Source organism: Butyrivibrio sp. FCS006, assembly GCF_000424525.1.
GTDB lineage: Bacteria > Bacillota > Clostridia > Lachnospirales > Lachnospiraceae > Butyrivibrio.
Genome location: NZ_AUKB01000012.1, coordinates 38,827 through 51,705 on the forward strand (window position 1 = coordinate 38,827; position 12,879 = coordinate 51,705).

Consider the following 12,879-nt stretch of genomic DNA (forward strand, 5'->3'; position numbering starts at 1 on the left):
AAGTGGGGACGGTTCAGTGTGAGTCAGTGGGGACGTTTCAGTTTGACTCATTTTGTAAAGCAAAATGAGTCAAACTGAAACGTCCCCACTGACTCACACTGAACCGTCCCCACTGACTCACACCCCTTCACAGTCAAACTCCGGAATGAAGCTCTCCGAAGCAGTCTCACCCTCCTGAACATAGCCGTTTACTACGCCTAGGTTCGACGCGTAATCAACAAGGCTCCTATACTCAGCTTCCGTGATCTTCCTGTTGATCTCAGGAAACTTCTCAAGCCCCTCTCCCGGTGTAAACTGGTTCATCAGGCTGATATAGATACTATCACCATAGGTCTCATACAGATATTTCGTGATAATCTTGGCCTGTATCAGCATACCCGGCATAAGAAGATGCCTGACAATAACGCCCTTTTTAATAAGCTCCTGCCCTTTATCATCCGTCTCAAACACGCACTCAGGACACTGCCTTACCATCTCCGCAATGGCGACTCTGGCAGCCTCGGGGTATCCCGGAGCATTGCTATACCTAACAGCATCTTCCTCCCTGATGTATTTAAAGTCCGGAAGATAAATATCAATCAGCCCCTCAAGGCGCTTCACACTGCTGACATTCAGGTATGAAGAGGTATTAAACAGGAACGGAATCTTAATTCCCTGATCCTTGGCTCTCTCAATCGCATCTGCAATTGTGGGGATGAACATATCCCCCGTCACGAGATTTATATTGTTTGCGCCTCTCTCCTGCTGCTCAAAGAATATCTCCACGAGGCGCTCCGTCGATATAAATTTACCGACTTCTCCACGGCTGATCTTCCTGTTCTGGCAAAAGACACATCCCATGTTGCAGCCGGAAAAGAACACCGTACCTGACCCGGACGTACCGGAAATACAGGGCTCCTCCCACATATGGAGAGCAGCCCTTGATACGTGCAAAGTATTCAGTTCCCTGCAATAGCCCCTTGTGGTGGTCCTGTCAACCATGCAGTTTCTGGGGCATAACCTGCAGGATAAGTAGTCCTTATCTATATCTTTCATAATGTAAATTATACAACATTACGACGCGCTGACAAACTGCGCCGAGTAGAGCTCATAGTAGGCTCCTCTTCTTGCCATCAGGCTCTCGTGATCGCCCCACTCAAGGATTCCGCCGTCATCGATCACAAATATCTTGTCCGCATTCTTGATAGTGGAAAGCCTGTGTGCAACCACAAATGAAGTTCTCTTTTTAAGAAGCTCCTCAATTCCCTGCTGAACCAGGATCTCAGTTCTGGTATCGATACTTGCCGTAGCTTCATCCAGTATCAGGATCTTGGGATCTGTCAAAAGAGTTCTCGCAAAGGCCACAAGCTGCCTCTGTCCGTTGGAGAGTCCGCCTCCGCGCTCTGTGATAACAGTGTCATACCCCTTCTCCATCTGTGAGATAAAATCATGGGCATGCACAGCCTTTGACACCGCCAGCATCTCCTCATCCGTGGCATCAGGTCTTCCGTACTTGATATTATCCCTTATGGTTCCGGAAAAGAGATAGTTGTCCTGAGTCATGATTCCCAGCTGATTTCTAAGTGACTGGATTGTCACCTTGCTGATGTCATATCCGTCCACCAGAACCCTTCCGCTCTTGGTGTTATAGAACCTGCTGATAAGGCTCACAATGGTCGTCTTACCTGCTCCTGTAGGACCGACCAGAGCTATGGTCTCTCCCTTTTTAGCCTTAAAGCTGACGTCATGGAGAATGTCCACATCCGGCTCATCGGGGTAAGCAAAAGTCACGTGATCAAACTCAACATTTCCCTCAATCTCGGGAAGGTCGATAGCTCTTTCTCCGTCCTTAACAAGAGGATCCATGTCCATGATTTCATATACTCTTTCAGCTGATGACAGATTAGTTATCAGCTTGTTGTAGTAGTTGGCCAGGTTTCTGATAGGACTGAAGAACATGCCAAGATAGAGAACAAAAGCTGAAAGCGTACCTATGGACTCCGGCTGAACATTAAGTTTTGTAACTGCCAGATAGTAAAGTGTCGCCGTTCCAAGTCCGCCTGCAATCTCGATTGTAGGACTGTAGATATCTGTTATAACTACCGCATTTCTGAAGGCTTTAATAACCTCATTAACAAGTCCGTCGAATTCCTTTGAGGATTCCTCCTGAGCGTTGAAGCTCTGGATAATGGATACGCCTTCAATACCCTCATGGATATATGCTGTCATGTTGGAATCTTTCTTTTTCCAGATCTGCCACCTCTTGTGGGCCAGGATCTCGCAGAAGTAAAGTCCCAGCATGATGATCGGAACTGCAACTGCCGCAGACAGCGACAGAACCGGGCTCTTTACGATCATGATAGCCAGTATCGCAACAAGCATCACAGCCTCAGGTGCCAGGGTTGTAATAGTGCTCGAAAGAACCTCTTTTAACGCGTTGACATCACCCGTGATCCTTGCCAGGATCTTACCGGATGGTCTCTGGTCAAAAAAGTCTACGCCCAGCTCCTGGATATGAACATAGAGCCTTCTTCTGATGTTCATGATCATGTCGTTGGAGATCACAGCCATTATACGCCTCCAGATCCTGGTGGCTGCGTAGTTCACAAAGGCCAGGACTATCATAAATCCGGCCATGGTAAAAAGCCCCCGGACATTTCCATCTATGATCTCATCATCAATTACTTTTTCTATCAGCAGAGGATAAGTGGTCTGGATGGCAACCGTCACCAGAATAAGTCCGGTTACCAGCACAATTTTCCCCCTATATTCCAGAAGATTCTTAAGAAGTCTCTTTAGGACGTCAAGCTTAAGGCTCTCCTTTAAATCCTCATCCTCTCTGGTGCTGTTTATTGCCATATATGCACCTCCTTACTCATTTACCGCAAGAGCATTCCGATAGTCTCCGTACTGGGCTTCGTAGGTGCTATAGTACAGTCCCCTCTTTCCGATGAGCTCAGCATGGGTTCCTCTCTCTTTTACTCTTCCGTTTTCCAAAACTATGATCTCATCTGCGTCCTTGACCGATGATATACGATGACCGATGATGATCTTACTCATGTCTTTTTTCTTTAAAAGCTCCTGCTGGATCGCAGCTTCCGTCTCCATATCAAGAGCAGATGTGGAGTCATCAAGAACCAGAAGATCTGCCTCCTTGGCAAGGGCTCTCGCAATTGAAAGTCTCTGCTTCTGACCGCCGGACAAACCAATGCCTCTCTCTCCGATAACCGCCTCGTAGCTATCGGTTATCTTCTCGACAAAGTCTTTTGCATGGGCGCTCTTAATGGCATTTCTTACCGTCACCTCGTCCATGCTGTCCTTAAATCCAAGTCTTACATTCTCAGTGATTGTGTCGGAGAAAAGAAATACATCCTGGGTTACCACTGATGAAAAGGCCCTTACATCACTAAGTGGCATGTCCTTAATGTCTTTTCCCTCGATGCGAATGCATCCGTCTGTCACGTCATAGAATCTCTCAAGCAGGTTGACGATGGTACTCTTTCCCGCACCCGTTGCGCCCATGATACCCAGAGTCTTTCCTTTTTCTATGGTAAAAGACACATCCTCTAAAATGGGCTTATCGTCGATAGCAAAGCTTACATTCTCAAAGCTGATCTGTCCCGGAGCGTTTGCTGATTCCGAAAGTTCTTTTCCCGAAGGATCGGTGATATCGGGTATTGTGCCAAGAACCTTGGAGATCTTCTTGTAGCCTGCAAGTCCCTGAGAAACCAGTGAGAGCATCCAGCCAAGGTTCTCGATGGGCCATACGATGTTGATGGAATATGACACGAATGCCACAAGTGTTCCGTAGGTTATGCTTCCTTTGATCGCTGCATAGCCGCCGATTGCAACCACAGCCACCTGCATAACCTTAGGTATAAGGCCGATGAGCGGATCAGAGTCTGCAAGGTCAGAGGCAAACTTCTTGTTGGCCTTAGCGTAGTCGAGGTTCTTCTCATCGAACTTCTTCATCTCAGTGCCTTCGGCAGAAAAAGCCTTAACGGTCCTTACGCCTGAAATGTTCTCCTCAACGACCTTGGTAAGGGCTGCATTTCTCTCACTTATGTCGTCGTAATCCTTGCTAAGTGTCTTTTCCAGATGAAGAGCCACATAGGCAAGGAAAGGCATAAACACCAAGGGAACAAGGCTGAGCTTCCAGTTGAGCCTGATCATGCAGATGACTACTCCGATGAAGTAAACTGTCGCCTCTGTCAGCAGCATTCCAACAAATCCGGTCAGATCCCAGACTGCTCCGGCGTCATCCTTGACCCTTGCCATGAGTTCGCCGGTGTTGGTCTTGTCAAAATATCCCTTGTGGAGCGTGAAGATATGCTTCATCATATCTTTTCTAAGGCTGGATGCCACGCGACATCCCGACATGTCACAAAGGAACTCTTTTACGAACTGGAAGAAAGCTCTTCCCAGGCCTGCTGCCACAAACAACAGGATGTCTCTTCTGAAGATATCCATGTTTCTTCCGACGATGACATCATCCACCATGGAAAGTGTTACGAAGGGAAGAAGCACATCGATTGCTGTGCTGCATATAAGTGATATTCCGCCGAGGGTATATCTCCACCAGTTCCTTATCAAATACTTTTTCATAATTATCACATCCTCATATAAAAACAGCGGTAAAGCCCGGAGACCCTACCGCCATAAACAGCCATAAAAATAGCGTGGTCTCCATGCGGATACCACGCCTGATTGCTTCAAGATAAATCCAATTACTGAGCAAACTCCTGCGAGGTAACCACAATTTCCATATTCACTGCCACATAATTTCTAGTCTTTAACATTGTCCTTACCTCCTTTCTTAGTTTGCTTTGCTACAAGTAATTATTACATTATGCTAATTGATGGGCTTTGTCAACACAATTATTTAAATTAACTGTCTTTTTACCTGATAACCTTGTTTTTACTAACGTAACCTTCGGCTGATGCTGCCTTCTGAAATGCCTCGAAATTCTTGTTATTGTTCAGGTACATGGTATAAGTTCTCGGGCCTTCAAGGTTTATCCTGATCTTATCTTCATCAATCTCATCTACTGTCATGGTCCAGTCTTCATCATGGCACTCAAAGTTAAACACCACTGTATCCTGCACCTTGGGCTCTCCAAAGACAATCCTGCCCTTGGACTTTAAGATTATCGAATAGATGGCCGGAAGATTGTCAGCGCTCATCTTCACTGTTCCATCCGGGCCGTCAGCCATGCATATGTCAGACTCATTGCTGAGTACAAATACGTCTACCTTGAACTCCCTGATCTTCTTTGTTTCCATGAACAGAGCTGCTATTACAAAGATTGCAAAGCCCAGCGCCAGTGCTACCAGTAGGGCTACAATCCATATTCTGTCTTTTGATACTTTACTCTTCATACAACTCCTTCCCCTAACGGTTACCATTATAACATGTACTATCCGCCCGTCATCTTGAATTTGATGCCGTATTATTTTACGATTAATAGTGTGATATCATTCCGTCAGAAAGGAAACCGTATGTCAACTATAATTGATGGACTTGAAAAAACGACAAAAACTGAAATTGCAGAGCTTCTAGCCTGTATTGAGTCTTATACCCCAGCAAACTGGGTAGGTCAGACCGTAAAAAGCCTTGCAAATATCTTTAGAAAAAACGCTAAAAAAACTGTAATTCCCGCCGGACTAAATGTGTTGTACGAAGCAAAGGTTGATGAACTTGTTCGAACACCCCATGACATTCTTATGTCACGAGCAAGAAATGATATTGTGAAATACGGAAAAAGAGTTGGCGTCCGGGGTGGCAGCGATGATATGCTCTCCGTTTCAATGATGCGTGCTGTTTCCGCTTTGTATGGAAAGCAGCATTATTCAGTGATGTCTCCTGCGGAAATGGCCGATGATCTCACAGTCAAATGCAAAAACAGGGGCGTCAATAAAATAAAGCGCTTGCCGGCAATATGGGGAATTGTCGCCATTGTAATTATCATTATCACTTTGTTTTTGCTTATATATATAAGCCACAAATTATCTGGTTATGGCATTCCTCAGTCGCAAATAAATAAGATCAGATTATTTGTTATTGCAATCGGACTAATAAGCGAGGTCATATGGTTCCTTTCTACAAAGAAAAAGCTTTCTTTGGAAAAACTGGCTTATGTGATTGCAGTAGGTGGAACAGGGTATGGAAAGACCTTTTCGGTTTCGATAGATGAAACCACAATCTCGAAAATAGATCAGGATTTGTCAACAAGATATGAGGCAGGACTTAGAGCTCTGCATACTATTGCCGGGCAAATTGACCTTATAAGAAGTCAGATTAAAAGCCTTTCTGAAAACAATGACAGGCTATCCGCAGAGATAAAAAAAGATGATGAATATCTGAGAACACTCAATATATCTCTATCTGAATCCAATGCAGATGTTTCATTCATAAATAATCAGATAAAGGAGAAAGAAAGCGAGAAAATAAGAAAAAAAGAATCGATCCTTCAAGGAGAAAACACCATATCTCAAGCTAAGGATGCGATTAAACATTTCGATGAACAGAAAATAGCTCTAAGAAAAATACTGGTGGGCCAAATCAGCAAGCTCTGGATTTCATCATATTCAGAACTCAATCTGCTAAACGGTTTTTTTGAATCAATGGTGGATTCATGCGAATGGAATGCGTTTGAGAAAATAGAAAGACGACTTATTGAACTACTAAGGGCTCAAGACCCTCAGGCTCTCGGCGAACCTTCCACCAACGATCAACTGTTTATCAAGTTTTCAACAAAGCAAGAGTGTGGTCAGATCTTCTATAAAGTTGATAAAAAAATCAATTTGACCGGGGTACTCCGAGGGCTTCCCAAGCCGGATGATATTGCGCTTGGAGAAGATGATTTACGCCGTGTTCTCATAGAGTATGGCATTATCAAAGACGCTCAAGAACCTGTGTCCACGGGAGGTATTTCTGCTAAAAAGATTATAAACTCTCTGGCAGTAAAACTTAAAGAGAGCCAAGTAAAACTCAACGATCTTTCACATCAGAATGCACAGCTTGTAGTTGAAAAGGAGACATTGAACCTGGAAATTGCTTCAAAGGAAGCTGAAAAAGAGCGCTTAGAAGAAGAACGTGACGAACTCAAGAGCCAACTAGAAAAGTCAATTGTCGACGAAGCTGAAAGGCTTGAGCTACAAGCCAAACTGAATGAATTAAATAAGAAAATATCAGAGTTGGAAAATGACTTGAAGGATAAGAAGATTGAAATAGATAACCTTAATAAGACTTATGAAGAAAAATACCAAAAGCTGTTAACGGACATAAAGCAAGGACATGCTGAAATTAAGAATTTAGAAGCTGCTATTTCAGAGAAAGTGTCTGTAATTGGAGCCCTTAATCAGGAAAATGAAAAACTAAAAAATAATAATGATAAACTTGAAAGCGATATCTATTTGAAACAGAAGTTGCTTGATGAAAGAAGAAAGAAATTAGATTCGCAGGGTGCTAAAGCAACTGAGCTTAATAATATAATTGAAAAATTGGAAAGCGAGAAGAAATATGATGAAGGTGTAATTCAAGCACAAGCCACGCAAATAACCCAAAATGAAGAAAAGCAAAAACAACTCAAAAAAGAGATTTCAGTTTTAGAGGAGGCGAAAAATAAGGTCCAGGAAATAATCACATTGCAGGATAATAAGATTTCCCAGCTGCAGCGTGACAAAGAAAAACTTGAAAATGAGCTTAAGAGCTCGACAATTTTAAAAGAGAATAAGATACTAAATGAGTTTAAAAATGCATTTAAAACAGCTAGTAGTGAAATAGATATTGCTGTTCCATGGCTGGGGAAATATGCATCCGACGAATTTCCAGACCTTATGGAAAGCTGCCTTAAAAGAAATGTAAAAATAAAAATTCGTTATGGACTAAAGGATGATAATAAAGACAAAGACTATTCAGATAGCAGATTGAGGGAAAAAATAGCCAAAAAAGAAATGCCCGGTACTCGCTTTGAGTGGTCCGTCAAAAACATAATGGATTTGCATAAAAGATTCGACAAAGAATATCCCGGAATGTTCATAAGTTATCGTCATCGTTCTCACTCAAAGCTGATGATGGTAGATAACAAATACTACATTATCGGTAGTCTGAACTATTTATCGTATCAAAGAGACGGCTCCGGTTGGGGAGAACTTGCAGAGAAAAGTGAAAATTCTACCGTAATCAAGACCTTGTACGATATGTATTTTAGTTTTGAAAAAACAAAACCTGAAAATGATTTAGGAATATAACAAAAAAGGCAATTCGCTGGCAAAAAGTGAATTGCCTTTTACCACTGTCTATTTATGTATTTTTCTGTATTCGAACAAAAAAGTGCCCCTCATCTTCACCGACTATCTTTCCTCCGTTCTTAAGCATTACCTTCTGTGATGCAATATTATCTTTGTTTACGCGAAGGTAGATTTCATCTTCTGGTACAATCTTTTTCGCTTCTAGGAGCGTTAGCTTTAAGCCGGCTGTACCATACCCTTTTCCTCGCTCGTCTCTTTTGATGCTATAACCGATATGACCTGCACCATTCCTAAGAGCTTCTGTGAGGTGATGTCTGATGCGAAATTCTCCGACAAGATGTCCTTCATCCCAAAGGTAATAATATGTTTCCGGAACAAACCAATCCGGCATATTAACAGGGTGTTCATAGGAAATCAGGGTTTGCAGAACCTGATCTATATACTCCTCATATGATACTCCGTTATATGGATTTGTTAAGCCGTTCTCATCTTCAGGAAGTGCTGTAGTATACTCCCACTGTGCTTTTGCATCTTCTTTGTTTATCTTTCTAAGTTCCATGATATCTCGCCTACTCTTTTTGTTCTTTGTTTTTTGTGTTTCTGGGTTCTTGTCTCTCAGATTTTCTGCAATAGTTTAATTGCTTCTTCCATCGATACGCATTCCGCAAATCTTTTCGGCCACATCATTTCGTTATAGTACCTGTAAGTGGTCTCTGCATCCATGTAATCATTGTCAAATGTTGAATTGGTCCCTTCTGGAATAATTACTCTATAGCCTCTCTCAAAAGCAGATTTTATAGTTGCGTCGATACAGAAGTTTGTCTGAAGTCCGATAATCATCAGCTCTTTTTCACCCGTCTGTTTCAAATATTCTGTAAGATCGAGATTTCCAAAGCAGCTGTTGATGGTTTTTACAAAGACTTTTTCATCCTTGTTTAGCGCCACCTGCTCTGCGATTTCAAAAGCTTCATCCCCAATCGAAAATCCCGTTCCCGGTCCATCATCATGCTGAACGTAGATTACTTCTGTATGGTTGCTCCTGGCTGTGTTAATCAATTCAGTTATGTTATTGATAAAGCTCTCGCACCCATAAAGCCTGTCGTTTGTTATGCCCTTTTGGACATCTACTACAAGTAATATCATATCCTGCTCCCATTTTACGTCTCAAATCTTACTTTTCTCGATTTTGGACGATGCCATTTTAACTATTACGTCTGAAATCATATTTTTCGAATTTCAGATGTATTGAGCACTATTATAGCAAGCAGAGTTTTCTTTCTACAAGCATTATTTGACAACAGTTGTCTGACAATATGCATTTTTATCAAACAATCCCCGACAATACCAAGACATGAATTAGTATTCACCCAAGCCTTACGCCTGTTCTTTACGTCTAAAATAGCATTTTTTCAAATCCAGATGTAGTCCATTTTGAGGCATATATCTCAATTTCAAAAAATTCAATTTCAGACGTAAATCATGTGCTTTTTATCGTCAACTTATGTTTGTTTCAGATCTATCACTATTTCATTTTCATCTGGTTACAATTTGTAACCAATTGACTTCCTTAGCGTCGAAGAAGCCAAGCAGGATGACCTGCATAGAAAAATAATTCGTCAGATAGAAAAAGGCAAAAAAGATAATAAAAAACCCGCAAAGCCTTGAAAATACTAGGTTTGCGGGTTTTGATTTTTTACTCAAGCTCCACCGTTCCCGGGGGCTTACTTGTAAGATCAAACATTACGCGGTTAACACCCTTGACCTCATTTATGATGCGGCTCATGACCTTCTGAAGAACTGCGAATGGAATCTCTGATGCCTCTGCGGTCATGAAGTCTACGGTCTCAACGGCGCGGAGAACCACGGCGTAGTCGTAGGTACGCTCATCTCCCATAACACCTACGGAGCGCATGTTGGAAAGAGCTGCGAAGTACTGGTCAGGGAGCTTCTCAAGACCTGCCTCGGCAAGCTCGGTTCTGTAGATGTAGTCAGCGTCCTGAACGATGCGAACCTTCTCGGCTGTAACTTCACCGATGATACGAATACCAAGTCCGGGGCCGGGGAATGGCTGACGGAATACCAGGTACTCGGGAAGTCCGAGTTCAAGACCAACCTTACGGACTTCGTCCTTGAATAAAAGACGAAGCGGCTCAATGATCTCCTTGAAATCAACATAGTCGGGAAGTCCGCCAACATTGTGGTGAGACTTGATGACAACTGATTCTCCACCAAGTCCTGACTCTACAACGTCAGGGTAAATTGTTCCCTGAGCGAGGAAGTCAACTGCTCCGATCTTCTTAGCTTCTTCCTCAAATACGCGGATGAATTCCTCTCCGATTATCTTACGCTTTCTCTCAGGTTCCTCAACACCCTTGAGCTTAGCATAATATCTCTCAGCCGCATTAACACGTACAAAGTTTATATCGAAATTACCGTTTGGTCCAAATACTCCCTCGACCTCATCGCCTTCGTTCTTACGAAGAAGTCCGTGATCAACAAAGACACAGGTGAGCTGTCTTCCAATAGCCTTAGCAAGAAGTGCTGCAAGAACCGATGAATCAACACCGCCGGAAAGAGCAAGAAGTACCTTGCCATCGCCGACCTTTTCTTTGATCTCCTTAACCGTATTCTCAACGAAGGAGTCCATTCTCCAGGTTCCCTGTGTATTACAGATATCCCTTACAAAGTTGTGGAGAATCTCTTTACCCTGAACGGTATGAAGAACTTCAGGGTGGAACTGGATTGCGTAGAGCTTCTTGTCCTCGCAGGCAGCTGCTGCGACAGGGCAATCTGCCGTGTGTGCAATGATATCAAATCCGGGTGCAACCTTGCTGATGTAGTCAAAGTGACTCATCCATACAATGGTCTCCTTGTCGATATCCTTAAACAGTGTATCGCAGGATCCGTCAATAAAAGTATTGGTCTTGCCATACTCCCTTACAGGAGCCTTCTCAACCTTGCCACCCAATAGGTGCATCATAAGCTGTGCGCCGTAGCAAAGTCCAAGAACCGGAATTCCCAGTTCAAAGAGCTCTTTGGTGTATGAAGGTGCACCATCCTCATAACAGGAATTGGGACCACCGGTAAGGATGATTCCCTTGGGCGCCATCTCCTTAATCTGCTCAATTGGCGTACGATAAGAATAAATCTCACAGTACACATTGCATTCTCTGACTCTTCGGGCAACAAGCTGGTTGTACTGCCCGCCAAAGTCAATGACTATGACCTTTTCTTCTGAAGCCATTCTTCCTCCTCACAACTAAATCTCAACTGCTATAACATCAAATACTGCCTTACAAAAATCTCCTTACAGTGATGATCGATCTGTAAGTTGCCGGGCTGTACTTAATACCCGTCTTCTGAGTGCTGGCGTGGACAATCTGTCCGCCGCCAATGTATATTCCAACGTGTCCGCCGTAGTAGATAACATCTCCCGGCTGGGCATCCGCATAGGAAACTTCTCTGCCGTAGGATCCCTGTCCCCAGGAGGTTCTGGGAACGCTTATTCCAAAGGCCTTGTAAACTGACTGAACAAATCCTGAGCAATCTGCTCCATTGGTAAGGCTTGTACCACCGGGTACATAAGGATTACCGACAAACTGACATGCATACTTGGCAATATTGCTTCCGGTAGCACTTCCTGCTGCAGCATAGGTCTTACCGCCACCTGATGAACTGTTTGAGCCTGAACCGCTGCCCGATGAAGTTTCACCACTGTCAGATTCCGTATTTTGAGCCGCCTCGGCAGCTGCTCTTTCTGCTTCTAATGCATTCTGAGTAGCCTGCTTGGCTGCGTCAACTTCCTTTTGCTTATCCTCAATCTTCTTTTGAAGTCCTGCAATGCTGGCCTGCTGGCTCTTGACCTGAGCCGTATAAACTGCCGCGTCCTGTTTTGCCTTGGCAAGCTTAACTTCATAGTCTGCATAAGTCGCCTTGTACTGAGCAAGAAGCTCTTCCATGTAAGCTTCTTCCTCTTCAAGCTCAAACTGTGAGGCCTCAAGCTCTGCCTTTTCCTCTTCAAGCCTCTGCGCCAGTGCAGCTGCTGCCTCCTTGGCTGCCACATACTCTGAGAGTTTCTGTCTGTCGTACTCGTAGAGCTGTTCGATATACTGAGCTTTGTTCAAAGCATCTGCGTAACTTGTAGCCGTAAGCAGGAGCTGTACATAAGACAGATTTCCTTTTTCATACATGAACTTAACCCTTTGTACCATCGATTCATAAAGGGTCTCCTCATGATTTTTGGCCTCTTCATATTCAGCATTGGTCTGCTCTATCAGCTGTGTCTTATCTTCAATATCCTCTTTGATGAGTTCAATATCTGTCATCAGGCCAACGATCTCAGCATTGGTGGAATCAATAGCTTCCTGGGTTTCTCCAAGTCCCTCTGTTGATTCCGAGATCTGGCTGTTTGCCTCGTTTAACTTATTCTGGCTTGCTGCCTTCTGGCTCTCAGCCGCTTTCTTTTGCTGCTTCAGGGCCTTTTCTTCCTCCTCCAGTTTCTTTTGCTGTTCCTGGAGTTCTTCACTGGTTGTTGCAAAAGACTGCACCGGAGTAAGTACAAAAAAAGCAAGGGAAAGTATCACGGCAACGATAGAATAAAATCTTTTCATCCCAATACCCCCTTGCTTTGATTTCAACAACTAGTAT

The 12,879-nt window shown here is 43.5% G+C and carries 9 protein-coding genes; 1 reads left to right on the top strand and 8 read right to left on the bottom strand.

What is annotated here, in order from left to right; translation table 11 throughout:
- Nucleotides 1-117: 117 nt before the first annotated feature.
- The 4 genes from G633_RS0103285 to G633_RS0103300 all read right to left on the bottom strand — a co-directional run bounded on the left by G633_RS0103285 (nt 118) and on the right by G633_RS0103300 (nt 5,358).
- Complete coding sequence (locus tag G633_RS0103285) at nt 118-1,035, bottom strand: radical SAM protein (protein WP_026519053.1); 918 nt, start codon at nt 1,033-1,035, stop codon at nt 118-120.
- An 18-nt stretch (nt 1,036-1,053) separates the two neighbouring features.
- The gene (locus tag G633_RS0103290; RefSeq protein ID WP_026519054.1) at nt 1,054-2,838 is read right to left on the bottom strand and encodes an ABC transporter ATP-binding protein; all 1,785 of its coding nucleotides are present in this window, start codon (nt 2,836-2,838) and stop codon (nt 1,054-1,056) included.
- 12 nt (nt 2,839-2,850) lie between these two features.
- Nucleotides 2,851-4,584, bottom strand: coding sequence for an ABC transporter ATP-binding protein (locus G633_RS0103295; protein WP_026519055.1), 1,734 nt, complete (start codon nt 4,582-4,584; stop codon nt 2,851-2,853).
- Between the two features lie 294 nt (nt 4,585-4,878).
- Nucleotides 4,879-5,358 (bottom strand): hypothetical protein, encoded by a 480-nt coding sequence (locus G633_RS0103300; protein ID WP_026519056.1) that lies wholly within the window; start codon nt 5,356-5,358, stop codon nt 4,879-4,881.
- A gap of 120 nt (nt 5,359-5,478) precedes the next feature.
- Here G633_RS0103300 and G633_RS0103305 point away from each other — a divergent pair, with 120 nt between their 5' ends.
- Nucleotides 5,479-8,232 (top strand): phospholipase D-like domain-containing protein, encoded by a 2,754-nt coding sequence (locus G633_RS0103305; RefSeq protein WP_026519057.1) that lies wholly within the window; start codon nt 5,479-5,481, stop codon nt 8,230-8,232.
- 52 nt (nt 8,233-8,284) lie between these two features.
- On the opposite strand, the gene G633_RS0103310 is transcribed toward G633_RS0103305, so the two are convergent.
- From G633_RS0103310 to G633_RS0103325, 4 genes are all read right to left on the bottom strand, one after another.
- Nucleotides 8,285-8,791, bottom strand: a complete 507-nt coding sequence (locus tag G633_RS0103310; protein WP_022767797.1) for a GNAT family N-acetyltransferase — start codon at nt 8,789-8,791, stop codon at nt 8,285-8,287.
- A 56-nt stretch (nt 8,792-8,847) separates the two neighbouring features.
- On the bottom strand, nt 8,848-9,375 hold the full coding sequence (locus G633_RS0103315; protein WP_026519058.1) for a cysteine hydrolase family protein: 528 nt from the start codon (nt 9,373-9,375) through the stop codon (nt 8,848-8,850).
- A 550-nt stretch (nt 9,376-9,925) separates the two neighbouring features.
- Nucleotides 9,926-11,476 carry a glutamine-hydrolyzing GMP synthase gene (guaA, locus tag G633_RS0103320; RefSeq protein WP_026519059.1) on the bottom strand — a complete coding sequence of 517 codons (1,551 nt, stop codon included), beginning with the start codon at nt 11,474-11,476 and terminating at the stop codon, nt 9,926-9,928.
- 49 nt (nt 11,477-11,525) lie between these two features.
- Nucleotides 11,526-12,842, bottom strand: a complete 1,317-nt coding sequence (locus tag G633_RS0103325; RefSeq protein WP_026519060.1) for a C40 family peptidase — start codon at nt 12,840-12,842, stop codon at nt 11,526-11,528.
- Nucleotides 12,843-12,879 lie beyond the last annotated feature (37 nt).

Bases quoted from the DNA above. Each gene is read 5' to 3' on its own strand.
- G633_RS0103310 (WP_022767797.1), bottom strand. From the start codon at position 8,791: ATGGAACTTAGAAAGATAAACAAAGAAGATGCAAAAGCACAGTGGGAG.
- G633_RS0103315 (WP_026519058.1), bottom strand. From the start codon at position 9,375: ATGATATTACTTGTAGTAGATGTCCAAAAGGGCATAACAAACGACAGG.
- G633_RS0103290 (WP_026519054.1), bottom strand. From the start codon at position 2,838: ATGGCAATAAACAGCACCAGAGAGGATGAGGATTTAAAGGAGAGCCTT.
- G633_RS0103325 (WP_026519060.1), bottom strand. From the start codon at position 12,842: ATGAAAAGATTTTATTCTATCGTTGCCGTGATACTTTCCCTTGCTTTT.
- G633_RS0103305 (WP_026519057.1), top strand. From the start codon at position 5,479: ATGTCAACTATAATTGATGGACTTGAAAAAACGACAAAAACTGAAATT.
- G633_RS0103295 (WP_026519055.1), bottom strand. From the start codon at position 4,584: ATGAAAAAGTATTTGATAAGGAACTGGTGGAGATATACCCTCGGCGGA.
- G633_RS0103285 (WP_026519053.1), bottom strand. From the start codon at position 1,035: ATGAAAGATATAGATAAGGACTACTTATCCTGCAGGTTATGCCCCAGA.
- guaA (WP_026519059.1), bottom strand. From the start codon at position 11,476: ATGGCTTCAGAAGAAAAGGTCATAGTCATTGACTTTGGCGGGCAGTAC.
- G633_RS0103300 (WP_026519056.1), bottom strand. From the start codon at position 5,358: ATGAAGAGTAAAGTATCAAAAGACAGAATATGGATTGTAGCCCTACTG.